We start from the raw sequence: 21,142 nt of genomic DNA, 5'->3' as shown, positions 1-21,142 counted from the left end.
ACCATCAGCGTCGGTCGCTTTCCGTCCGTCGACCAGCATCAGCGCGAGTTCAGTGCATCCGTGCCGGCACTCGTCATGCAGCCCCCGCGCGACGATCGTGCGGGCCAAGATGTCGGTCCCGGGTTCGGCGGGTCAGCGCGTAGTCCCACCCACGTGCACGCCGTCAGCTAGGCCTCCTGGACGAGTGATGTTCCGCCAGCCACCCCAGGACCGCCACCTTGAGGCTGCACCCTTTGAGTGGACACCCCGGACAATGGTTCTAGGAGAGCCAGGAGGGATGTCGAGGTGGGACGCCAGTCTCTGTACACGGAGGAATTCCGGAAAGACGCGGTCGCGTTGTATCGCGCGGCCGACGGCAAACGCACGTACGCGGCGGTGGCCGCGGATGTGGGCGTCAGTGGCGAAACGCTACGGACGTGGGTCCGCAAGGACACCGCCCGTAACGCGCGCTCGCAGGACCGCAGTACCGGCGCCGACGGGACCGAGGCGGACGAGCTCGCGCGGCTGCGCGCGGAGAATGCGCGGCTGCGCGGTGCGGAAAAGGAATGGCAGCTCGAACGCGAGATTCTGCGCCGGGCGGCCGCGTATTTCGCAAAGGAGGTGAAGTGAAGACCCGCCGCTGGGACTTCATCTCCGACCATCGCGCCGAGTTCGGCGTGCAGCGGCTGTGCCGGGTGCTCGGGACCTCCCGTTCCGGCTACTACAAGCACCTGATCACGGAGCCGGCCCGAGTCGAGCGCCAGGCCGAGGAAGCCGCGACGGTCGCCGAGATCCGCGCCATTCATGCCGAGCACCGGAGCGCCTACGGTGCCCCGCGGGTTCACGCCGAACTCCGCTCCCGCGGACGCAAGATCAACCGCAAACGGGTGACCCGGCTGATGCGAATCCACCACGTGGTGGGCAGGCACCTGCGCCGCAGCAAGCGCACGACCGTCGCGGACAAGTCGGCTCCGTCGGTGCCGGATCTGGTGATGCGAGACTTCACCGCTACGGCTGTCGATACCAAGTGGTGTGGGGACATAACCTACATCCCGGTGGGATCCTCGTGGTTGTTCTTGGCCACGGTGATCGACATCTTCTCACGCCGGGTGGTGGGCTGGTCGATCGCTGACCACATGCGCACCGATCTCGTCACGGACGCGATCGAGATGGCGGTGCGCACCCGCGGTGGTGACGTCGGTGGCGTTATCTTCCACAGCGACCGCGGATCACAGGGCGGATTCAACCGGTCGTCGCAACACCGTGCCGTGAGGACGAGTGTACCTGTTCGGCAAACACTTCCGCTGGAGTTCTCCAACCGTGCACTTTTCGGGGGCGGTTGTTGAGCGCATCGGCGACCGCCTGAAGCTCACGGAACTTGTATCGGGACAGATCAGTTCCCTTCGGAAAATATTGTCGCAGCAGCCCATTGGTGTTCTCATTCGTTCCGCGCTGCCATGGACTGTACGGATCACAGAAGTAGACACGGATACCCGTAGATGCCGTCAGCTCGGCATGACGCGCGAGTTCCTTTCCGCGATCCCACGTCACGGATCTGCGTAGATGCTCGGGCAGCGGTGACAGCGTCGCGGCCAGAGCATCACGAACGGACTCCGAACCATATCCGGACAGCGCCGGCCCGTTCTTCACCATCGCCGCTGTTCCATAGCCCTTCAGTCGCGGCAGGTGTAGTAGAGTCGTGTATCTGCTGGTGCGCTCGACGAGCGTGCCGATCGCGGACCGGGTCAGACCGATGATGAGGTCGCCCTCCCAATGCCCCGGCGTCTTCCGGCTCTCGACCTCCTCCGGACGGGCGCTGATGGTCACCTCCTCGGTGATAAATCCGGTGCGCTGCTTCCGTGCTCGCGCACGAGGCTTTCGCAGCGCCCGGCCGGTGCGCAAGCACGCGACGAGCTCCCGCTCCAGGCCGCCGCGACCCTCGATGTAGAGCGATTGGTAGATCGCCTCAGGTGAAATGCGCATCGTCGGGTCCTCCGGATAGTCGATCGGTAGGCGATTCGAGATCTGCTCCGGACTCCACGCCGTCGCCCACCGACGATCACCGCGCCGAGGCTTGTTTCGGCCAATCCAAGCGGCATCCGGACCGGACACCACGGTTCCATCGTCGGCACGAATCACACCAGACAGTTTGTCCTGCACATATTCTCGTAGCCGATCGTGTTCGGCGAGCTTCGCTGGTTTTGGGCGCCTCGCGGCGAGGTCGGCCTTCCACTGTGCGGTCGACGCTCGGTATGTGAGCTTGCCATTGCGGGTGGCGGCGTTCCGCCGCAACTCCCGCGAGATCGTCGACGGTGACCGTCCGATCCGGTCAGCGATGTCGCGCATACTCATACCCTTGGCTCGCAGCAGCGCGATATCCTCACGCTCGGTGAACGACAGGTACCTCCCCGAGACCGGGGTCAACTCGATCGGTGGCATCCCACCAGCCTGGCGGAACCACCGTGTCCCCACCGGCCCCGACACGCCGCATGTGGTCGCTGCGTCGTCGCTCGTGAGACCCTCGGCGATCCGCGTCCAGAATGCCCGCTCTAGATCTCGGCGTATCGGAGGCCGTCCCGGTGACCGCATCACCGCACGCCCCGTCAACGCTGCTGCCCACCCGGGTGGTCGTCCCATTCCCACACCTCCGTTATCGAGGTGTTGCTTCCACCGGTTGAGCCTGGTCAGTACACCGCAGCAGCTTTCGTCGATGTATGCCGCCGTCATGGGATTCAGCTAAGTCGAGGACGGGTCGGCTCGAGTTACGATAATGCTCTCGCCGAGTCGTTCTTCCAAGGACTCAAGAGGGAGTGGCTGCACGGACGGAGTTGGACGTCGAAGTCGCAGGCACGGCTGGACCTGTTCGAGTGGCTCTCGTACTTCAATCGACGTCGCCGTCACTCCGCCCTCGGATACCTCACCCCAGTGGAGTTCGAACAACGACTCATCGCGTCGTCTACGCTGTCAGTCGCCGCATGAAATCCGGTGTCCACTCCCGAGGGGCAACCTCACCTCGACATCCTCGTCGAGCACCAGTTCCGTCCACGACTTGTCGGCCAACGGCCGCGTGCGCGATGATCAGGTCCGGTGCGATGTCCTGGCCACGCCGTGTTTCCCTCGGCAACCACGGCGCCGACGGACAGACCGATATTCACCGCGGTCAGCTCCCCCATCGCACCTGTTCCCTTCAGCGCTGACAAGGCCTCGGGGCACATCGTCACGGCTCGGCATCCGGCCCCGGAGCCCCCGTGTCGGGGCCGGAAGAACTCCCGGTTCAGGCGCAGCGGCGGCCGGTGCGGGTCGCCGTGTGCGCAATGATGCCCTCTACCAGCACAGATTCGGTGAGGTGCGGTTGACGTACGGTGTGGCGATGGGATCGCCCATCACCAGTCTGTACGCGCGGGTGGCGCAGGACTTCACCGATCGTCTCCTGGGCTGCCCGCAGGACCGCTGGAACTCGGCCTCCCCCTGCCCAGGCTGGACCGCCTGGGACGTCGCCGCCCATGTGGTGGGTAACCACCGACGGGCCTGCGCAGGGCTCAGGGGAAATGACTACCGGGTGCCAACCGCTGGGGAGGACGTGGTGGCCGCCTGGCTGGATGCGACAGCCGGGGTACAGGCTGCCCTTCAGTCGGAGGCGACCGCCCAGCAGGTATTGGGTGCCGAGTTCGGCAACCTGCCCTTCGAGCAATTCGTCCGGCGGATGGCGTGCGCCGACACGCTGATACATACCTGGGATTTCGCGCGCGCCACCGGGCAGGACGAACACCTCGATCCCGAGGCAGTCGAGCTGGCCCGAACCTTTCTGGTCGCAGAAGACGACCGGATCCGACTCCCCCACGCCTTCGGGGCCAAGGTGGCACCCACAGACAACGCCGACATCCAGACCCAGCTGCTGAACTTCCTGGGCCGCACCACCTAACAGAACGAACGGCGTGGCGCACAGAGTCCGCCGCACGGCTCTATCGACGATGTGCCGATCGACTGGGCTGATCGCGCGACGACGCCATTCTTCATCGTCGCGGTCGCGTTCGGCGGTCTGGTCGCGATCGCCGTGTGGCTCGATCTGCTCTTGAGGGTGACGTTGCTGCCCTGAACCGAGGAACCGCATCGAAGACGCTGAGTGCGGAGATCTTCTCCGCCATCCCGCCTTCCCGGATCGACCGCGACCGAAGATACAACGCGCCGCCGGCCCCGTCATGCCTCCCGCACCGGATTCAGATGCGTTCGCTCGGCGCCCAGAACCTCACTGCCCACCGAATGTAGGGGCGGGAGCCGGCTCGGTGGCAGATCCTGACCGAAAGTCGCGCAGCCACTACGAGCAGAGCGGATTCCCGCTCAGCTGTTCTTCTTCGCGACCGTGGCCATGGTGCCCCGTTTCCAGCTCCCGCACTCAAACACTCGCTCGGTGTGCGGCTCGGGCCGGGACCAACGAATAGAGACCGTATGCCCGCACAGCACGGTTCCAGGTCGCGAGCCGACCACCTCGGCTCCCGACTCCGCTGAGTCGATTCGATCAGGCCCCTATTCAGCACAATGGCAACATCATTCGGTCTGTTTGGGGTGCCCTGTTCCGGCGTACTTCAGCCACAAGGTGCGGTGCTCGATATCCATCACGTACCAGATGCGGCCGCCGGCGGTGACCTCGTACTGCCACTGCTCCATCTCAAGACCGTTGTGGACCCCGGTCGCGAGCCTGCCCTTCAACCGGTGATGGCGCGTCGTCGACTCCCCCGCGACCGCGCGGCGTCGCAGCTCCTCGTACGCCACCAGCGTGTTCGCCGGCGCCTGCCGGCACAGCTCGTCCCATCCCTTCGCCGCGTCACTGGTCGCGAACCGCAGCTCCCACAGCTCCCCGGCCGCCGGCGGCGCAACCCGCTCACCCAGCTTCGGGCTCACAGCTCCGGCACCGGCACGGCCCCGAAGTCACCGGCGGACGGCGCCGACAGGATCCGGGCAAGATCCGGATCGGCATACACCTCCGCCGTGTGCCGCCACGTCTCGATCGTGCGGGCCGGCGGAGCCGGATTATCCAGCGACGAACCCGCTCGCAGCGACGCGATCAGCTCGTCGACGAAATCGGCGACCTCCTCACCCGACAGGTAGCTCACCCACGGAAACGCCGCCGCCACGACCTTGCGGACCAGAACACCGTCATCGGAGTGCAACAGGGCGTCGACCATCGCCGTCGCCGCCGCGAGCACCTCCCGCTCCTGATCCGCCCGCACCGCCGTCATCAACACCAAATCCTCATCGTCGCGCCGCGTCACCCGCAGCGGCCGCGCACCCGACCGCTGCCACTCCGACAACGTCGCCTTCCCCTTGTTCTGGATATCCGAGAACGGCACCTCACCCACAGACATACTTTCAATTTACTTTTAAAGTGTGCGGTCGGCAAGGTGAGAGAGGGGCGCCGACACGGACGGCCGCCAACCGAGCTGGCACAGCTGACAAAGGGCGTCGTCCGGCCGCCGCCACGCATAGAAAAACTGCGAGCCAAGACTCCCAGCGAGATATCGATCTTGCAGTTTAGCGTTGCGCGGTGATGGCGTCGGCGGCGTCGTGGAGTGCACGGGAGACGGCGTGCATGCCGGGGGTGTACTGCCGGCGGGCGAGCGAGGCGATGTAGATCGATCGCGTGGGCACACGGTCAGTGGGCCGGAATCGGACCGCGTATACGTCTGGGCGATGGTGCGTGACGGCCAGTCGCGGAACCATGGCGATGCCGACTCCCGCGGCGACCATCGCTTCGATCTCTTGGTAGTCATGGGCCTCGTAGACGACGTTCGGGGTGAATCCGGCCGTCTCGCAGCTGCGGTAAAGCACTTCGGCGGCCGGGTGGTTGGTGTTGCGGATGATCCACTTCGCCGATCGCAGCGATGCCACCGCGACATCGTCGGCGTACGGCCCGTCGAGCGGGACGAGCAGGACCGTTTCATCCTCCATTAGCGGCACGAGCGCCAGGGATTTCTCGGTCTCCTCGGTCCAGTCGTAACTCCAGAGCAACGCCATTTCCACCTCGCTCGAGTGAAGCATCTCCAGCAGCCGCGGGCGGACCGCGGATTGGACGCGCACGTCGATGCCGGGCCAGTGGGCGTGATAGTCCTTTAGCGCGTCCGAGAGCAGGGAGGCGCTGACGGTCGGGAACGAGCCGAGCCGGACGGTGCCGCGCTCGAGCCCCTGCAGAGATTCCAGGTCCCCGCGGGCGGCGCGCATTTCCTGACGGAACAGCCGCGCACGCGTGACGAGAATGTCACCGGCCTCCGTCAACCGGACGCCGCGAGGCAGGCGGGTCAACACCGGCTGCCGGATCTCCTGTTCCAGTTTGGCGATGCGCTGCGACGCGGCGGATGGCGTGACGTTGGCGCGTTCGGCGCCGCCGGTGAGCGATCCGGCCTCGGCGATGTCGAGGAGCAGGAACAGTGTCACCACATCGAACGAGTCGCGCATCGATACCTCCCACAAGCCTTTAATCCTGCTAAACCTCGCCGTAGAAATACGACATTGTCATAAACATAACCCGCTCATAGTGTGATCTGGGTAATGATCAAGCGAAGGATGTGACATGCAGACGATCGCAACTCCCTCACTACCCGGGATCACAGCACCGAATCGCCGCGCCGATCCCGTCGGTCGCCCAGTGCAGCTGACGTCGGTCGGCATCGATGAGGTATTGCAACCCGGTGCGGTGTGGGCGACCACCGTCGACAGTCACCTCGAGCGGCGGCGACATGACCCCGCGCTGCGCCGGCGGGAGCGACAGCTCCCGATTCACATCGCTTGACTCCGCCTCGTAGTCACATCTGTCCGTCGCGACCGGCCGCCGATCAGGCGCCGTTCGATCCGCCCTGCAGCGAACCGAAAGTACGCCCATGACTTCCGTCGAGATACTGCCACTGATCGCGTTGGTGGCAATGTTCGTGATAGCCACCTTCTTCCCCATCAACATCGGCATTTTGGGGTTCATCGGCGCTTTCGTCGTGGGGGCGTTCCTCCTCGGCTACGACGACAAGGAAATCCTCGCCGAGTTCCCCAGTTCGATCGTGCTGACGATCATCGGCGTCACCTACTTCTTCGGTATGGCGACGAAGAACGGGACGATCGACCTCCTCGTCAATGCCTGTATACGTGGTGTTCGCGGACGGGTGACGATCGTTCCGTGGGTGTTCTTCTTCTGCGCCTCGGTGCTCACAGCCCTGGGCACGTTCAGCCCGGCTGCCGTCGCCTTGATCTCGCCGGCGGCGATGTCCTTCGCCGCCCGGACTCGGATGAGTCCGCTGGTGATGGGCATCATGACGATCAACGGTGCGCACGCCGGAGCGTTCTCGCCGATCTCGGTCTCGGGTGTGCTGGTCCGTGACATCGTCGAGTCGAGCGGCCTGACGATCGCCCCCTGGACCCTGTTCTTCGCCAGCTACGGCATCAACATGCTGCTCTCGGTCCTGACCGTGGTCGGCTACTCAGTCCTCGCCCGGGTACGGAACCTCGAGTTCTCCGCTACCGGCGCCAGCGCCGGCATCGACTCCGACGGTGGTGGGAGCGCACTCCGCACCCCCACCGCGGGACCCGGCGGAACCTCGGCAGGCGGGTCGTCCGGTGGGGGCGGTACCCAGGTCCTCATCCGGACGCCGCGCACCGAGGCCGTCACCGACCACGACGTGCAGCCGGTCACCGGGGTGCAGAAGCTCACCCTCGTCCTGATCGCCGCGGTGTTGGTGCTGGTCCTGGTCCTGCATATGCCGATCAGCTTCGTTGCCATCGCGGCCGGTGCGATCCTCGCCTTCACCGACCTGTCCAAGCAGAGTGAGGCCATCGCCGGTATCAGCTGGTCCACGGTCCTGCTCGTCGCCGGCATGGTCACCTACATCTCGCTCATGGAAGAGATCGGCACGATCGACCACCTCGCCGAGATGGCGATCACCATCGGCGCACCGCTGCTGGTCGCCGTCGTCCTCTGCTACGTCATCGGCGTCACCTCGGCGTTCGCATCATCGACCGCGCTGCTGACCGCCGTCATCCCGCTCGCGCTTCCGCTGCTGCAGACCGGCGCGCTGCCGGTGGTCGGAGTCGTGGCCGCCCTCGCCATCTCCGCCACCGTGGTCGACGTCTCCCCGTTCTCGACCAACGGTGCACTCGTCCTCGCCAACGCCCAGAACATCGAGCGGCCCCGGTTCTACAAGCAGCTGCTGCTCAACGCGGGCATCGTGGTCGCGATCGCGCCGGCGCTGTGCTGGCTGCTGCTGGTGGTCGTCCCGACGCTGGTCTAACGCCCAGACAGCACCCGCAAGGGTTTAACGGAAGTTAACCCTCATCGACTAACTCGCCATTGTTCTCCACTCTGATGTAGGTCAGGGTGGGTAGTGGGACACCGCTGGGAAGCACGCTCTCCCATCCGATCAGAGCCTCCAGCGGTGCCTCACAGCCTCTTCGAACCCGAAAGGTGGGCCGGACCGTGTTCACACTTCATGGAACCTGGATGCGCGGAGGAACCAGCAAGTGCTGGCTGTTCAACGCATTCGACGTCGATCCGCTCATTGCCCAGGCCGGCGGCCTGGATGCCATCTTGACGTCGGCATTCGGCTCGGGTGATCCGCGTCAGCTCGACGGTGTCGGTGGTGGCAGCTCGACCACATCGAAGGCGGCGATCGTGCGCCGCTCCAGCGAGCCCGGAATCGACGTCGACTACCTGTTCGCGCAGGTCGCGATTGGTGACCGCCGGGTCGAATGGGGCAGCAACTGCGGGAACTGCGCCACCGCGATCGGGTTGTACGCGTTGCAGTCCGGGTTCGTTCCGGTGGACTCCAGGGTGACGACCGTGCGGATGCGGAACCAGAACACCGGCGCGATCCTGACCGCCGAGATCGCCACCCCGGGCGGGATGATCCCCACCGAGGGCGACGCGGCCGTGCCCGGTACCAGCGCGTTGGGTGTCCCGGTCGGGCTCACCTTCACCGGTCTCGCCGCCGGTGCGGCCGCACTGCTGCCCACCGGCGCCGCCGCCGACCAGATCTCGATTGCCGACCACACGTACCGCGCCACGATGGTCGTCGCCGGGGCCCCGGCGGCGTTGTTCGACGCCGCTGACCTCGGCCTCACCGGTGCGGAGGACAACCAGACGATCGCCGAACACCTGCCGCTGCTGCTGTCGCTGCGTCGGGAGTCCTCGTTGCGGATGGGGTTGAGTAATCCGGGAGATCCCGTCTCCCATGCGATTCCGAAAGTCGGTGTCGTGGGGCCGCCGGCGGACTACCGCACCAGCGCCGGCGTCGACATCGGCGCCGAGGATTACGACGTCTCGGTCCGGATGCTGTCGATGCTCGCCCCGCACCCGGCAATCGGGCTCACATCCGCGGTCGCCGTCGCCGCGGCATCGACCGTGACCGGTGGTGTCGTCACCGACAACACGCAGGTCCGGTGGCCGGGATCGCTGCGGGTGGGGACACCCGCCGGGGTACTCGACGTCGACCTCGCCACCTCGGCCGACGGGATACTCGAATCGGTCACCCTGCACCGGGCGGCCCGCCGCATCGCCTCGGCGGAACTGTTCGTCACCGCCCCGGTACCGGCTCCGGCACTGGTCGGGGCCGCGCGGTGAAGACTCCGCACAGCCCCGGCCCCGCGATGCGTGAGGACACCTGATGCCCGAGAAGATTGCGATCGCGCCCAGACCGATCGACACGCGGATCGCCCGATCCTGGCTTCTGGTCAACGGCACCCGAACCGACCTGTTCGACCAGGCCGACCGCTGCTGCGCGGACCAGATCGTCCTCGACATCGAGGACGCCGTCGACCCCCAACTGAAGTCCACCGCACGGGAGGGCGTTGCCGCCTGGCTCGAGAACACCTCGGCCTGGGTGCGGATCAACGACCGGTCCTCGGCCTGCTGGAGCGATGACGTCGATCGCCTCGCCGGGCTTCCCGGACTGGCGGGCGTGATGCTCGCGAAAACCGAAGCCGCCGAACATGTCACCGCAACCTTCGACCGACTCGGCGGAGCCACCCCGGTACTCGCGTTGGTCGAATCCGCCCTCGGAATCGACCGGGCCGTTGATATCGCCCGCGCCCGCGGGGTGTTCCGGCTCGCCTTCGGCAGCGGCGACTACCGACGCGACACCGGCACCAGCGCCGACGACCTCGCCATGGCCTACCCCCGCTCCAGGCTGGTGGTCGCCAGCCGGATCGGCAACCTGCCCGGACCGATCGACGGTCCCACCGTCAGCAACAGTCACACCGTGCTGCGCGAGCAGTCCGCGGTGTCCGTGTCCCTCGGGTTGACCGGGAAGCTGTGCCTGGACACCGAACAACTGCCGGTAATCAACGAGTCGATCAGCCCCACGCCCTCGGACGTGACCTGGGCGCGGGAGTTTCTCGCCGATTTCGAAGCCCGCGGCCGCGTTGTCCGCGACGGCAGCGACCCGCCCCGGCTCGGTCGGGCCGAGAAGATCACCCGCCTCGCCAACGCGTTCGGAATCTGCCGGAGCTGACCGGTCCTATCCGGTTTCGAATCCCTCCTGCAGCTGGTGGGCGGCGGCAGTGCACACCGCGATTCCTTCCTGCGCGGCCGGGCTCAGCCGCCGCTCGGTCAGATGCGCGACCAGGATCCGCCGCTGCGGCGGGCGGGTCGCGAGGGGAATCGACCGGACGTCGGGCCGCAGGTTGAGCACAGCCAGTCGTGGAGCAATGGCCACGCCGAGCTCGACAGCCACCATCGCCTGCACCTCACCGTAGTCGTGCGCGAAGACACTCGTGCGTGGCGTGAAACCACCTTGCTGACAAAGTTTTTCGAGGGTTTGCGCGACCGGATGATCGTCGGCGCGGACCACCCACGACTCGTCGCGCAATTCGGCGATCCGGATCGAGTCGCGGTCGGCCAGTCGGTGCCGTTCCGACACCAGCAGCACGGTCGGATCGTTCATCACGTGGTGGTACGTCAACGTGGGGTCATCCACCCGGTTCCACTCGTAGTCCCACAGCAGCGACAGTTCGGTCTCCCGGCGGCGAAGCGCATCGACCAAATACGCGAATCGGCCACTGAGCACCTTCAGCTCGACCCCCGGGTGCCGGGTCTTGAACTCCTTGACCACGAGTGGCAGCAGTGACGACCCGGCCGTGGGGAACGTGCCGAGCGCCAGCACACCCGCGCGCAGTCCTTTGATCTCGGCGAGTTCGGCATCGGCGGCCTCGAGTTCGATCAGGATGCGTTCGGTGTGCTTGACCACCGATCGCCCCGCCTCGGTCAACACGATGCCGCGCGCGTGCCGCTCGAGGAGTGGTTGCCCGGCCTCCTTCTCCAGCTTGGCGATTTGTTGGGAGACAGCCGAAGTGGTGTACCCGAGCGCCGCCGCCGCCGCGGTGATCGAGCCGTGCTCGGCGACCTCGCGCAGCGTGAACATCCTGTTCGTGTCCAGCACCCGACCCGCCTCCTGACTTTAGAAGAAGTTAATACCTGTCGACATACCCGTGATTGTAGTTGAACCGTGCGGGTGCCAGTCTGAAGTGGCGGCAGCGGCGCCCCCGGCAATAATCGGCCGCACCGGCACACCTGGTATCCGCCTGTCGGGCGGCCACTCGTCCGCCGCCCCCGTATCGACTCTCCCCACCACGCGAGGACAGCCTATGACTGCACACCCGAGTGACATCCGCTCGCCTGACGACCAGGCCGACGAGAGCACGGACGGCACCTCCACTCCGACGCGTGGTCCGCTGCACGGCATCCGTGTCCTCGACATCAGTACCGTCTACGCCGCACCGATCACTGCCATGCTGCTCGGCGACTACGGCGCCGAGGTCATCAAGATCGAGCACCCCACAGGCGATCCCGCCCGCACCCACGGAGCACGCAAGGACGGGCACGGACTGTGGTGGAAGGTCATCTCGCGCAACAAGACATGCATCACCCTCAATCTCAGCACCACCGACGGTCAGCAGATGCTCCGCGACCTCGTCGTCGACGCCGACGTGCTGGTGGAGAACTTCCGCCCCGGCGTACTCGAGAAGTGGGGGCTGGGCCCGGACCGGCTCCAAGACCTCAACCCAGGACTGATCATGTTGCGGGTCACCGGCTTCGGCCAATCCGGACCCTACGCCGAGCGCCGAGCGTTCGGGACCCTCGCCGAGGCGATGAGTGGATTCGCCCACCAAACAGGAGGCGAGGACGGTCCGCCGACGCTGCCGCCCTTCGGCCTCGCCGACGGTGTCGCCGGACTCGCCGGCGCCTTCGGTGTGGTGACCGCGCTGCTGCACCGAAACGGTCCGGACAGCGACGGAAAGGGGCAGGTCATCGACCTGTCTCTGCTCGAGCCGCTGCTGGGGATCCTGGGCCCCGGCCCCACCGCGTACGACCAACTCGGCACCATCGCCGGCCGCAACGGCAACCGCTCCCCCAACAACGCCCCACGCAACACCTACCTCACCAAGGACGGGCGGTGGGTCGCCATCTCCGCGAGCGCCACCTCCGTCGCCGCACGCGTCATGCGCCTGGTCGGCCGACCCGACATCGTCGAACAACCCTGGTTCGACTCCGCCGGCGAACGCAGTCGCAACGGTGACCTGCTCGACGAGGCCGTCGCGAAATGGATCGCCGACAGACCGCTGCACGAAGTCACGGCCGAATTCGAACGCGTCGGCGCCGCACTGGCACCGATCTACGACGTCGCGCAACTGATGAACGATCCGCACGTCCTCGCCCGCGACTGCATCACCACCGTCGACGACGAAGACCTCGGCCCCATCAAGATGCAGAACCTCATGCTCCGCATGCTCGGCACACCGGGTGCGATCAACTTCGCCGGCCGCCGACTCGGCCAGGACAACCAACAGTTCTACAAGGACACCCTCGACATCGACCCGGACCGACTGACCGCACTCGCCGAGAAGGGGGTCCTCTGATGGACCGCAGCTACCTGTTCGCACCAGGCCACAACCGAAAACTCCTCGGCAAGGTATTCGACGCCGGCGCAGACGCTGTCATCCTCGACCTCGAAGACGCGGTACCGCCTACCGAGAAGTCGACAGCGCGGGACAACGTCGCATCCGTCATCACCACCCGAACCGCATGGGTGCGGATCAACGCGCCGGGGACCGAATTGGCGGACGCTGATCTAGGGGCCGTCGCCACGTCCGCGCACGGCATCCGCATCCCCAAGGTCGAAACACTCGACGACATCCGCTGGGTCGTCGACCGGGCCCCCGGAAAGCCCCTGATCTGCGCCATCGAAACCGCGAAAGGAGTCGCCAACGCCTTCGCGATCGCCGACCACCCCACGGTCACACACCTCGCCCTCGGCGGCATCGACCTACAGAAGGACCTCGGCACCGGGACAGGGGACGCACCCATGCAATACGTGCGCTCCCACCTCGTCGTCGCCGCCCGCGCCGCCGGCATCGCCCCACCGATCGACAGCGTCTACCCGCACATCGACGACACCGACGGACTCGTCCGCCAGGCCGCCCACAGCCGTGACCTCGGCCTGTTCGGCAAATCCGCCATCCACCCCGCCCAGCTACCGGCCATCCACACCACCTTCAGTCCCCGGCAGAACGACATCGACTGGGCACGACAGGTTGTCGACGCATTCGAGAACGCCGACGGAGCCGCGGTGCGACTGCCCGGCGGCGAGTTCGTCGACCTCCCCGTCGCGCAACGGGCAAAGAACATACTGGATTCCGCACACGCATGAGGAATCGACCGACACACCCGTTTCCATGCCTGTAGAACTCAAGGATCGGACTTGATAGATGCGAACACCACCCCCGCGCACTCGGCCGTCACGCGCACGTTCGCGAATGCGCGGTGGTGGGTCTCCCTGATCCCGACCGAGGCATGGTCGTACACGCTGCGGTGGTACTGGTACCCGACGTCGCCGGCGACGAGGCAGAGGTGAGCGCATTGCAAGACTTCGTCAAGAGCGTGCTCGCACCGTACAAGTATCCGCGCAGCATCGAATTCATATCTGAGTTGCCGCGGATACCCAATGGGAAGATCCAACGCTACAAATTGCGCGAGTCGCGTCCCGCCCTGTCCTAACCGCACAAAGCGATTGCCGTCGAGTGTCAGCGCCTCATCATCCGGGGCATGAACAGCGCTTTCCTAACTCGCGTGACGACGAGCACCATCGCCCGGCTGCGGCGCGCGAGCCGCCAGGCATCCTCCGACCCGCAACCGACTCTTCGCGAGTCCGGGATCCCGGGCCCTGCCGAAGCTACGCGAGGCTGCACCCGGCACCACAGCGGACGGACACGGCCGCCCCCGATCACGTTATCGCGGCGTCGCCTGGCATAGGTCCCGTCGCCCTCATCGCGCTACGACGAACACACAGCCACAATAGATTCGCAGATCGACGCTCCTTTCGTCGAACTATCCCCGATACCTGAGTTCTGTTCATCGCAAACAGCTGAAAGCCGGAGCCAGATACAACAAACCGGAAACCTCACCACCCGATGTCGAATCTACTCAAACAGTCAACTCTTCCCCGCCCACTCACCGAATTATGGGAACGGCAGTGCCGCGCAGGCTGTCGCAATCAAGATCCCGACATCTTCTTTGCTTCAGATGACGAAACCAGAGCCACGCGGCGGCATCGTGAAGAGACGGCAAAGCGGAATATGGGAGTGAACCACCAATCCGTGGCACTGTCTGCCGGACGTTCAGGGCGGGACAGGCCAACAATGCCCCAGCCTCTTCCTGGGTATCAAATGTGAAACAGCGATGTGTCGAGGGGTCATGTCGCACAACACTTCCCGGACTGAAACGCAAAGGTGCGCGCCCGGTCCGACTCCGTACCCTCCAAGGAGACCATGCCAACCCACGCCCCCATCGATTCCGATCATGAACCACGCCGCCATCGGCACGCGCCCAGCCGGTGTCACCTCGTCCACACTGCCCGACCCGAAGAAATCTCCATACAGCCTCGGACGAGGGCCCTACGCGGCAGCGCTCACCGTCATATCGACATGAAGTCCGGCGGCCGAAACCATGTTGACCAAAGCATCAAGGCTGAACAGGTCGATCTTTCCTCGAATCAGATCCGACACCCGCGGCTGAGTCACACCAAGCCGGGCGGCCGCATCCTTCTGGGTCCATCCCTCGGTCTCGATGCGCCGAGACAGCGCAATCAACAGAGTCGACCGCAGCCGCATGTTCTCCGCCTCCTGCGGAGTGTCCTCGATCGCATCCCACACGCTGCCATAGATTTCATCGCTCATCACTGCTCACCCTTCCCGTCATCCGCTATCACCTGCTGGTACCGCTTCTTCGCGGTAGCCACGTCCGCCGCCGACGTTTTCTGAGACTTCTTCTGGAAGCAATGCAGCACAACTACCCGGTCCGCGAACTTCGCCACGTAGATGACACGGAACGCTCCCGACCCATCACGTACCCGGATCTCCCGCACACCAGAACCCACACCCACCATCGGCTTCCAGTCCGTCGGCTCGACCCCCTGCTGAACACGGTCCAGCTGATAACCACACCGACGACGAACCGCATCGGGGAAACCCCGAAGATCCTCCAGCGCGGTCCCATGAACTGGATCTTCTTCACACCACAAGTATACAAAATTTTGTATGGCTTGGTACTCGCCCCCCACGCAGCAGAGGACGACGCCAAGATCCGGCGCGCGGTCGGCATCACCCGGGGCGGGAAAGCACACCGAACGACGCCAACACACGGGCACGGGCTGCTCAGGATCGGTGCCGTCGTCGCGACCCGGCGAACGTGTTGGGTGAGGGCGGCCCGCAGCGAGCGCACCGATTTGTTGCGGGTGATCTCGGCGCGGTCGACGGCAATCGAGGTCACCTGTCGCCAGCGCAGTCCGTCGCACAGCACCCGCAGTTGCGCATCGGTGATCTTCGCCCCGCCTGCGCATCGAGTCGCCGGGGCCGGCTCGTCGGGCAGCTCCATCGCAGTCGCGATGTCCTCAGGGCTCATCCCCAGCCGGGACAGGCGCGTGAAACACCGATGGCATACCGCAATGCCCGAGTGAACGGTGTTGTGGCACCGCTGGACTCGGCATACCGTTCTGCCCAACAACCGATGCTGGGCCTCGGGCTGGTCGCGGATCGTTTCGAGCAGGGCGGTGGCCTTCGGGCTCTCGTCGACGATCTCCCGAACGATGGTCTCCTCGACGTAACGGCCCTTCACCATGTACTGGGCGAAGCCCTCGAGCTCATTGAGGGCGGCAGCGAACTCGTCCTCGTGTTCGGCGAGCAACTCGTTGATCACCGCGTCACGGTCGGACACGACGGCACCGAACCGCAGCGGCAGCACCGGAGCGACGTGCGAGGTGCCGTCGAGGATGTGGGCGTGGGCCTGCAGGTCCGCGGGGGTGCCCAGTCGTTGGTCCGGGTCGATCTCGCTGACCAACGCCGCGATGTCGCCGTGTTCGACGATCTCGATCGGGGCGTCGTGGACGCCGGTGGCGTCGTCCTCGGGTTGCACGTCCGCGGGCACGATGCCATACACATAGATCACGGCCGCCGAAGCACCCTCGTCGTTGTCGTTGTCGTTGTCGTTGTCGTAGTCGTAGTCGTAGTCGTTGTCGTTGTCGTCGGCGTCGTCGGCGGAGGTCATTTCCGCCTCCGCCGGGGTGCCGGTTCGCGTTCGCTTCCGGATCCGCTGAGCAGCTCACCGAGCGTCTCCCCCACGCCCTCGAGGACACCCTTGGTCTTGGACTTCGTGCTGCCACTGCCCTTGACATCGGACACGAGGTCGGACAGGCCCTTCGGTTCACTGCCGATCGCGAGCCGGTTCGCCGCCTCGGCGAAGCGCAGGTAGGTGTCGACGCTAGCGACCACGATGCGGGCGTCGATGGTGAGCAGTTCGATACCGACCAGTGACACCCGCACGTAGGCGTCGATGACCAGGCCCTTGTCCAAGATGGTGTCGATGACGTCCGCCAGGCTGCTCGAGCTCGGACCACCCGCTGTGGTCATTGCTTCGCTCCTCGCTCCCCGGCCCCCAGGTGTTTTCGCCTGGGCGCGCCGATCCCGACCGACCGCGAGTACCCCACCGGCCGTCCGCCTGAACAGGGCCCCGACCACGGGCTTTCGCGGGGGCGTTTGCCGATGCCGCCGACGAGTGCGCACCGAGAACCCAGGCAAACGCCCCCGGTCATTGAGGTAAACAGCGGCTGAACACTGTCAGGACCGCGGTGAGCTCGGCGTACACGGGGTACGTGGACAGGGGTGCAACCGCCAGTCCATGCCGTCAACGCAGAAGGGGCGAACCCGCATGAGCACCACTGACACCACCACCCTGCTCGCGCAGTTGCGCGCAGTTCTCGATCTCACCCACACCGAAATGCAGGTCGCCGAAACCCGCATCGTTCAGGCCCGCACCGACGCGGTGCGCCGCGAATTGTCGGAGAACGCCGCCAACGGCCGCTCCCGCGCCGAGGCCATCGACGCCGCGATCCGCCAACTCGGCGGTGTCCCCGAGCTGATCGGCCCGTTCCTCGGCCGCGCCGTCGCCGCGGTCAAGGCCCTGACCGAGCAGGCCCAACCGTTCGACGAGGCGCTGTTCGGCGATCTGGCGCTCGAACACCAGCTTCTCGACCACGCCCGCTATATCAAGGCCCTCGCCGTCGCCGCCGGGGAACGCGACATCGAAAACCTCGCGTTCCGGTTGATCGCCGCACACTCGGCCACGGTGGATTGGCTGACCACCGTCCTCGCCGAAGACGCTCTTGGGGGCCCGGCGGCGCTCCGCCGCACCCCGTTGCAGGCCGCCGCCGGCGCCGCGGTGAGACTGGTCAACGTGCCCGTCACCTGGTCCGCGCGCAGCCTGGACCGCGCCCTCGACACCGTCCGCACCACCCCACCCGCCTTGAACGAGCTCCTCAGCCGCGGGGCCCGGGCCGGGGACGTCGCGGTCAAGACCCTGACCGCATCCGCGACGCGGCGCTCGAGACCGCCGAACAGGTCACCCGTCAGCAAGGCGCCGACGGCGTCGCCAACGTGATCGATTCCGCGCGCACCGCCACCGGTGTCCTCGAACCCGGGGAGCTGCCCATCGACGACTACGACGAGCTCAACGTTGGAATCCCGCTGAGCGGGCGGCGGACGTCGTCGACACCGCCCGCCACCCCCACCGGTCGGGCCGCCGATCTGCTGCGCCGGAACGACAGTCCGCACTCGCAGTGCCGTCGAACAACCCACCCGCCCGATCGCCGCCCGCAGGCACCGCTCGAGAGGTTTGCGGGTACGTGACCCGCGTGTCGTCGAATACGGCAGGATGAGAAACCGGGGTCGGAGTTGTCCGCGGTTGAACGGCGTGGTGGGTTATGAAGCGGATCGCTACAGCACTGCTCGTGATCCTGGCCGTGGGCGCAGCGGTGTACTTCCTGACACGTAACCCGCCGCAACAGCCGTCGCCTCGCCCGCTCGAGGACAGATCCTTCATCATCAACGGCCGTCCGACGACGTGCGGCGAACTGATCCGCCAGCCCTGCGGGTTCGGTCTCCAAACTGAATACAACCGGTTCGGTGACCGCCTGGAGAACTTCGTGAACTCCAGCGATCTGGGCCCCTTCGCGACGGACATCGGATTCGCCGCAACGGCGAAGCTGAGCCTTCAGGCCTGCCGACTCTCGCACACAGTAGGAAAGACGATTCTGGAATTCGTCGAGCTCGGTCGACTCGATCACTCGGATGCCGGTAGCCCGCAACTCTTTCCGTTCTGGAACAGGGCGCGCGAGAGTTTGTGTCCCGGAGGGTGATCGACCGACGATCATCGCAGGAGATCATCGAGGGGCCGAAGCGCTCCGGGACGGATGTCCGTTGGCGGCAGATCTCACCTACTCGGGGACGAAGGTAGCGGCCCGTCGTGGTGATCTGCCGATGTCGGAGTACCTGCTGGACGTCGACGAGGGTGACGTCGGGATCGGCGATCAGGCGCAATCCGAGCGTGTGACGCAGATCGTGCAGGCTGACGTTGGCCCCGAGCTGGTCGTTGATCGATCCGTGTCAGGACCGCCGCACTCCCCCCGACACGTCGCCGGCACCCCCACATCACAACCGGGGACATGTCATCACACCAGGTCACAGCCCTGTCGCACCCGAAACGTCCCGCACCCCGGGGTCGGGTACGGGCCGTGCACAGCGATCTACACCGGCTGTGCCTCCGCCGGAGCGAGGTCCAACCAGGGCCGATCGGCGCGGCCCCCGACACAGATCCCGCCGAGAACCGCGCCGCGTTTCCTGCTCACGCGTGCAGATCCGGCGCCGCGACCGCCTCGGGGACCCGAGTGGCCCATAGCTGTGCGTGACCTATTCGGTTTCCTTCGGGTGGCCGGGTTCGCAGCGTTCGAGCAGAACCCGGCCCGCGATCTTGGCGCCATTCTGTGCAGGATCGACAAAGAACCAGATCCGCCCACCATCGGTCACCTTGTACTGGTATCGGGCGTAGTTCTGCCCGTTGTACGTCCCGTTTGAAGTCCTGTTGCAGCTCGAGTGCCTGTATTGCGGCGTGCCGGGCGCGGTCGACATCGCCTGAACGCGGCCGCCCACAGGTGGAGTCCGGATCGGTGGCCCGGTCCTTCTCGCTGCCCGGCTCCGATCGGACCCTGACACTGCCGGAAATCCTCTCCTTCCCGGCGGAATCCAGCTGCGAATGGTGCCGACCGCCGAAGGCCTTCCGGCCGAACTGGCGCGGCACGAAACCTGCCCCCTCACCGACCCGACCGACATCTCCGCCCACTGGTCGTAGCTGATCGGTCACGATGCGCGTCACCGGCATCGAGGGCGTCACGGACCCGACCATCACCCGACGGACCCGACTGCGCCGGACGCCTGAACGGCTCTCAATACCCCGGGACCCGGGATCATGACGAGTCAGCGCCCACGGACAAGGGCGCTCGCCGGGTCCTTCCACCCGGAGGCGTCGACGTACGGCCGCTCAGGATTGCGGGTCCGTCGTGCCGGTGTGGTGCTGCGCCGCCGCCTTGTACCCCACGTTGCGGACCGTCTGAATCAGCGAATGGTGCTCGACGCCGAGCTTCGCCCGCACCCGGCGGACGTGCACGTCCACGGTGCGGGTGCCGCCGAAGAAGTCGTAGCCCCACACCGTCTGCAGTAACTGCGCCCGGGTGAAGACCTGACCAGCATGCTGGACAAGGTGTTTGAGCAACTCGAACTCCTTGTAGGTGAGATCGAGCGGACGGCCACGCACCCGGGCGGTGTAGGTGAGGTCGTCGATCACCAGATCGCCGAGGGCGATCTTCACGGTGCCATCCGGACCGGCTCCACCGCTGCGGCCGGCCAGCAGGCGCAGCCGGGCATTCAGCTCGGCCGGGCCCGCGCCGGTCAGCAGGATGTCGTCGAGCCCCCACTCCGGGGTGACAGCGACCAACCCGCCCTCGGTCAGGACCGCAACCACCGGAACCACGGCGGAATCTGAAGTCTTGCGCGACCGGCACAGATCACGAGCGGCCGCGAGGTCGGCCCGCGCGTCGACGAGGACGACATCGACCCGATCCGTGTCGAGGAAAGACGACGCCTCCAGCGGCGCCGACCGTGCCGTGTGCGCGAGCAGCCCGAGCGCGGGCAACACGGACTCGGGGTCGAGGTCACCGGTCAGCACCAGCAGTTCCACAGCACCACCCATCGCAGCGAGGACGCAACGCACGAAGTCGGACGTGGCCCTACGACCCCCTCGGGAACCGACCGGCCTCGACGCCAGACCTTCCCGGGCCACCCTTTCCGACTGGACCGGTATGCACCACCGTGGAAGTGATAATCGGTTCAGGGGATCAGCATAAATGACGGCCGCACCACCGACACCGGGGCGGTCGCCCGGCCCGCCGGTTTACCACAGACCGGAGGCTGGCGGGGTCAGAGCACGGACCCCCCATCCACCGCTTCACAGGCTGTAACCATTGCGCTGCGCTCGGGGTCGCGCTCGGCGCCGCCGATACTTGACCGATTTCGGGCCCTGTCCCTGCGGCGGGCCCGGACACATCTCCAAACGGTTCGCCCTCGACGAACGGCAGGCCAGGGGATCATCGCAAACACCGTTGCGGCCAGGACGCTTAAACAAGGTCGGGGAACTCCTCGAGCGCCCAGCAGACTGCCGACTACCGGCAGCAGAATCCAGAGCGGACCGTCCACCGAATCCAGGTCGGGCTGAGGGGAGTGGGAGAACTCGAGGCGGTCGTCGATCTGCTCG

20 protein-coding genes and 4 pseudogenes are annotated in these 21,142 nt (G+C 66.1%); 13 read left to right on the top strand and 11 right to left on the bottom strand.

Annotation, left to right across the window (positions count from 1 at the left end; genetic code table 11):
* Window positions 1-285 precede the first annotated feature (285 nt).
* Window positions 286-1,214: pseudogene (locus GO592_RS39870) on the top strand (IS3 family transposase); the annotation flags it as partial.
* A 7-nt stretch (window positions 1,215-1,221) separates the two neighbouring features.
* On the opposite strand, the gene GO592_RS39865 reads toward GO592_RS39870, so the two are convergent.
* Window positions 1,222-2,616 (bottom strand): IS30 family transposase, encoded by a 1,395-nt coding sequence (locus GO592_RS39865; protein ID WP_043827253.1) that lies wholly within the window; start codon window positions 2,614-2,616, stop codon window positions 1,222-1,224.
* A gap of 48 nt (window positions 2,617-2,664) precedes the next feature.
* Between GO592_RS39865 and GO592_RS39860 the strand changes: the two are divergent.
* From GO592_RS39860 to GO592_RS46130, 3 genes and pseudogenes are all read left to right on the top strand, one after another.
* Window positions 2,665-2,958 (top strand): annotated as a pseudogene (locus tag GO592_RS39860) (integrase core domain-containing protein); the annotation flags it as partial.
* 391 nt (window positions 2,959-3,349) lie between these two features.
* Entirely contained in the window at window positions 3,350-3,901 is a 552-nt protein-coding gene (locus GO592_RS39855) for a TIGR03086 family metal-binding protein (protein ID WP_012686968.1), read from the top strand.
* A 51-nt stretch (window positions 3,902-3,952) separates the two neighbouring features.
* Window positions 3,953-4,075 carry a hypothetical protein gene (locus tag GO592_RS46130; protein WP_258085260.1) on the top strand — a complete coding sequence of 41 codons (123 nt, stop codon included), beginning with the start codon at window positions 3,953-3,955 and terminating at the stop codon, window positions 4,073-4,075.
* A gap of 449 nt (window positions 4,076-4,524) precedes the next feature.
* Here the strand turns inward: GO592_RS46130 and GO592_RS39850 are convergent, their stop codons facing one another.
* The 3 genes from GO592_RS39850 to GO592_RS39840 form a co-directional block, all read right to left on the bottom strand.
* Window positions 4,525-4,878, bottom strand: a complete 354-nt coding sequence (locus GO592_RS39850; RefSeq protein WP_007297076.1) for a hypothetical protein — start codon at window positions 4,876-4,878, stop codon at window positions 4,525-4,527.
* A complete protein-coding gene (locus GO592_RS39845) occupies window positions 4,875-5,342 on the bottom strand; it encodes a hypothetical protein (RefSeq protein WP_012686967.1) in 468 nt (155 codons plus the stop codon). Before GO592_RS39845 ends, GO592_RS39850 begins: the two co-directional genes overlap by 4 nt.
* 166 nt (window positions 5,343-5,508) lie before the next feature.
* The gene (locus GO592_RS39840) at window positions 5,509-6,429 is read right to left on the bottom strand and encodes a LysR family transcriptional regulator (protein ID WP_007297078.1); all 921 of its coding nucleotides are present in this window, start codon (window positions 6,427-6,429) and stop codon (window positions 5,509-5,511) included.
* A 115-nt stretch (window positions 6,430-6,544) separates the two neighbouring features.
* On the opposite strand from GO592_RS39840, the gene GO592_RS39835 reads away from it, so the two are divergent.
* From GO592_RS39835 to GO592_RS39820, 4 genes are all read left to right on the top strand, one after another.
* On the top strand, window positions 6,545-6,763 hold the full coding sequence (locus tag GO592_RS39835) for a hypothetical protein (protein ID WP_007297079.1): 219 nt from the start codon (window positions 6,545-6,547) through the stop codon (window positions 6,761-6,763).
* A gap of 88 nt (window positions 6,764-6,851) precedes the next feature.
* Complete coding sequence (locus GO592_RS39830) at window positions 6,852-8,246, top strand: SLC13 family permease (protein WP_160094462.1); 1,395 nt, start codon at window positions 6,852-6,854, stop codon at window positions 8,244-8,246.
* A 209-nt stretch (window positions 8,247-8,455) separates the two neighbouring features.
* Entirely contained in the window at window positions 8,456-9,574 is a 1,119-nt protein-coding gene (locus tag GO592_RS39825) for a PrpF domain-containing protein (RefSeq protein WP_007297081.1), read from the top strand.
* Window positions 9,575-9,617: 43 nt separating this feature from the next.
* Complete coding sequence (locus GO592_RS39820) at window positions 9,618-10,463, top strand: HpcH/HpaI aldolase/citrate lyase family protein (RefSeq protein ID WP_202715237.1); 846 nt, start codon at window positions 9,618-9,620, stop codon at window positions 10,461-10,463.
* 6 nt (window positions 10,464-10,469) lie between these two features.
* On the opposite strand, the gene GO592_RS39815 is transcribed toward GO592_RS39820, so the two are convergent.
* On the bottom strand, window positions 10,470-11,390 hold the full coding sequence (locus GO592_RS39815; protein ID WP_202715236.1) for a LysR family transcriptional regulator: 921 nt from the start codon (window positions 11,388-11,390) through the stop codon (window positions 10,470-10,472).
* Window positions 11,391-11,595: 205 nt separating this feature from the next.
* Here GO592_RS39815 and GO592_RS39810 point away from each other — a divergent pair, with 205 nt between their 5' ends.
* The 3 genes from GO592_RS39810 to GO592_RS39800 are packed head-to-tail and all read left to right on the top strand — an operon-like array spanning window position 11,596 to window position 14,005.
* Window positions 11,596-12,867, top strand: a complete 1,272-nt coding sequence (locus tag GO592_RS39810) for a CaiB/BaiF CoA transferase family protein (protein WP_007297083.1) — start codon at window positions 11,596-11,598, stop codon at window positions 12,865-12,867.
* Entirely contained in the window at window positions 12,867-13,658 is a 792-nt protein-coding gene (locus tag GO592_RS39805) for an HpcH/HpaI aldolase/citrate lyase family protein (RefSeq protein WP_007297084.1), read from the top strand. The genes GO592_RS39810 and GO592_RS39805 overlap by 1 nt, the downstream gene beginning before the upstream one ends.
* A 44-nt stretch (window positions 13,659-13,702) precedes the next feature.
* Window positions 13,703-14,005 carry an AMP-binding enzyme gene (locus GO592_RS39800; RefSeq protein ID WP_080512620.1) on the top strand — a complete coding sequence of 101 codons (303 nt, stop codon included), beginning with the start codon at window positions 13,703-13,705 and terminating at the stop codon, window positions 14,003-14,005.
* Window positions 14,006-14,901: 896 nt separating this feature from the next.
* On the opposite strand, the gene GO592_RS39795 is transcribed toward GO592_RS39800, so the two are convergent.
* From GO592_RS39795 to gvpJ, 4 genes and pseudogenes are all read right to left on the bottom strand, one after another.
* Complete coding sequence (locus GO592_RS39795) at window positions 14,902-15,183, bottom strand: helix-turn-helix domain-containing protein (protein WP_007297086.1); 282 nt, start codon at window positions 15,181-15,183, stop codon at window positions 14,902-14,904.
* Window positions 15,183-15,527, bottom strand: a complete 345-nt coding sequence (locus GO592_RS45360; RefSeq protein ID WP_231869116.1) for a type II toxin-antitoxin system RelE/ParE family toxin — start codon at window positions 15,525-15,527, stop codon at window positions 15,183-15,185. Before GO592_RS45360 ends, GO592_RS39795 begins: the two co-directional genes overlap by 1 nt.
* A 482-nt stretch (window positions 15,528-16,009) precedes the next feature.
* A pseudogene (locus GO592_RS45355) lies at window positions 16,010-16,549 on the bottom strand (GvpL/GvpF family gas vesicle protein); the annotation flags it as partial.
* Window positions 16,546-16,911, bottom strand: a complete 366-nt coding sequence (gene gvpJ, locus GO592_RS39785) for a gas vesicle protein GvpJ (protein ID WP_005241554.1) — start codon at window positions 16,909-16,911, stop codon at window positions 16,546-16,548. The pseudogene GO592_RS45355 and the gene gvpJ, both read right to left, overlap by 4 nt.
* A gap of 298 nt (window positions 16,912-17,209) precedes the next feature.
* Here gvpJ and GO592_RS39780 point away from each other — a divergent pair.
* A pseudogene (locus GO592_RS39780) lies at window positions 17,210-18,019 on the top strand (ferritin-like domain-containing protein); the annotation flags it as partial.
* Between the two features lie 241 nt (window positions 18,020-18,260).
* Complete coding sequence (locus GO592_RS39775) at window positions 18,261-18,695, top strand: hypothetical protein (RefSeq protein WP_007297091.1); 435 nt, start codon at window positions 18,261-18,263, stop codon at window positions 18,693-18,695.
* 550 nt (window positions 18,696-19,245) lie between these two features.
* Here the strand turns inward: GO592_RS39775 and GO592_RS39770 are convergent.
* Window positions 19,246-19,464 (bottom strand): hypothetical protein, encoded by a 219-nt coding sequence (locus GO592_RS39770; protein WP_148222655.1) that lies wholly within the window; start codon window positions 19,462-19,464, stop codon window positions 19,246-19,248.
* Between the two features lie 409 nt (window positions 19,465-19,873).
* Window positions 19,874-20,569, bottom strand: a complete 696-nt coding sequence (locus tag GO592_RS39765) for a winged helix-turn-helix domain-containing protein (protein ID WP_007297093.1) — start codon at window positions 20,567-20,569, stop codon at window positions 19,874-19,876.
* Between the last annotated feature and the right edge of the window lie 573 nt (window positions 20,570-21,142).

This window comes from Rhodococcus sp. 21391, assembly GCF_016772255.1.
Taxonomy (GTDB): Bacteria; Actinomycetota; Actinomycetes; order Mycobacteriales; family Mycobacteriaceae; genus Rhodococcus_F; species Rhodococcus_F opacus.
This window is presented reverse-complemented; position numbering and strand designations above follow the sequence as displayed.

Excerpts from the sequence above, each read along its gene's own strand:
- GO592_RS39865 (WP_043827253.1), bottom strand. The coding sequence starts at position 2,616 with ATGGGACGACCACCCGGGTGGGCAGCAGCGTTGACGGGGCGTGCGGTG.
- GO592_RS39855 (WP_012686968.1), top strand. The coding sequence starts at position 3,350 with ATGGGATCGCCCATCACCAGTCTGTACGCGCGGGTGGCGCAGGACTTC.
- GO592_RS39845 (WP_012686967.1), bottom strand. The coding sequence starts at position 5,342 with ATGTCTGTGGGTGAGGTGCCGTTCTCGGATATCCAGAACAAGGGGAAG.
- GO592_RS39840 (WP_007297078.1), bottom strand. The coding sequence starts at position 6,429 with ATGCGCGACTCGTTCGATGTGGTGACACTGTTCCTGCTCCTCGACATC.
- GO592_RS39835 (WP_007297079.1), top strand. The coding sequence starts at position 6,545 with ATGCAGACGATCGCAACTCCCTCACTACCCGGGATCACAGCACCGAAT.
- GO592_RS39830 (WP_160094462.1), top strand. The coding sequence starts at position 6,852 with ATGACTTCCGTCGAGATACTGCCACTGATCGCGTTGGTGGCAATGTTC.
- GO592_RS39825 (WP_007297081.1), top strand. The coding sequence starts at position 8,456 with ATGCGCGGAGGAACCAGCAAGTGCTGGCTGTTCAACGCATTCGACGTC.
- GO592_RS39820 (WP_202715237.1), top strand. The coding sequence starts at position 9,618 with ATGCCCGAGAAGATTGCGATCGCGCCCAGACCGATCGACACGCGGATC.
- GO592_RS39810 (WP_007297083.1), top strand. The coding sequence starts at position 11,596 with ATGACTGCACACCCGAGTGACATCCGCTCGCCTGACGACCAGGCCGAC.
- GO592_RS39805 (WP_007297084.1), top strand. The coding sequence starts at position 12,867 with ATGGACCGCAGCTACCTGTTCGCACCAGGCCACAACCGAAAACTCCTC.
- GO592_RS39795 (WP_007297086.1), bottom strand. The coding sequence starts at position 15,183 with ATGAGCGATGAAATCTATGGCAGCGTGTGGGATGCGATCGAGGACACT.
- gvpJ (WP_005241554.1), bottom strand. The coding sequence starts at position 16,911 with ATGACCACAGCGGGTGGTCCGAGCTCGAGCAGCCTGGCGGACGTCATC.
- GO592_RS39775 (WP_007297091.1), top strand. The coding sequence starts at position 18,261 with ATGAAGCGGATCGCTACAGCACTGCTCGTGATCCTGGCCGTGGGCGCA.
- GO592_RS39770 (WP_148222655.1), bottom strand. The coding sequence starts at position 19,464 with ATGTCGACCGCGCCCGGCACGCCGCAATACAGGCACTCGAGCTGCAAC.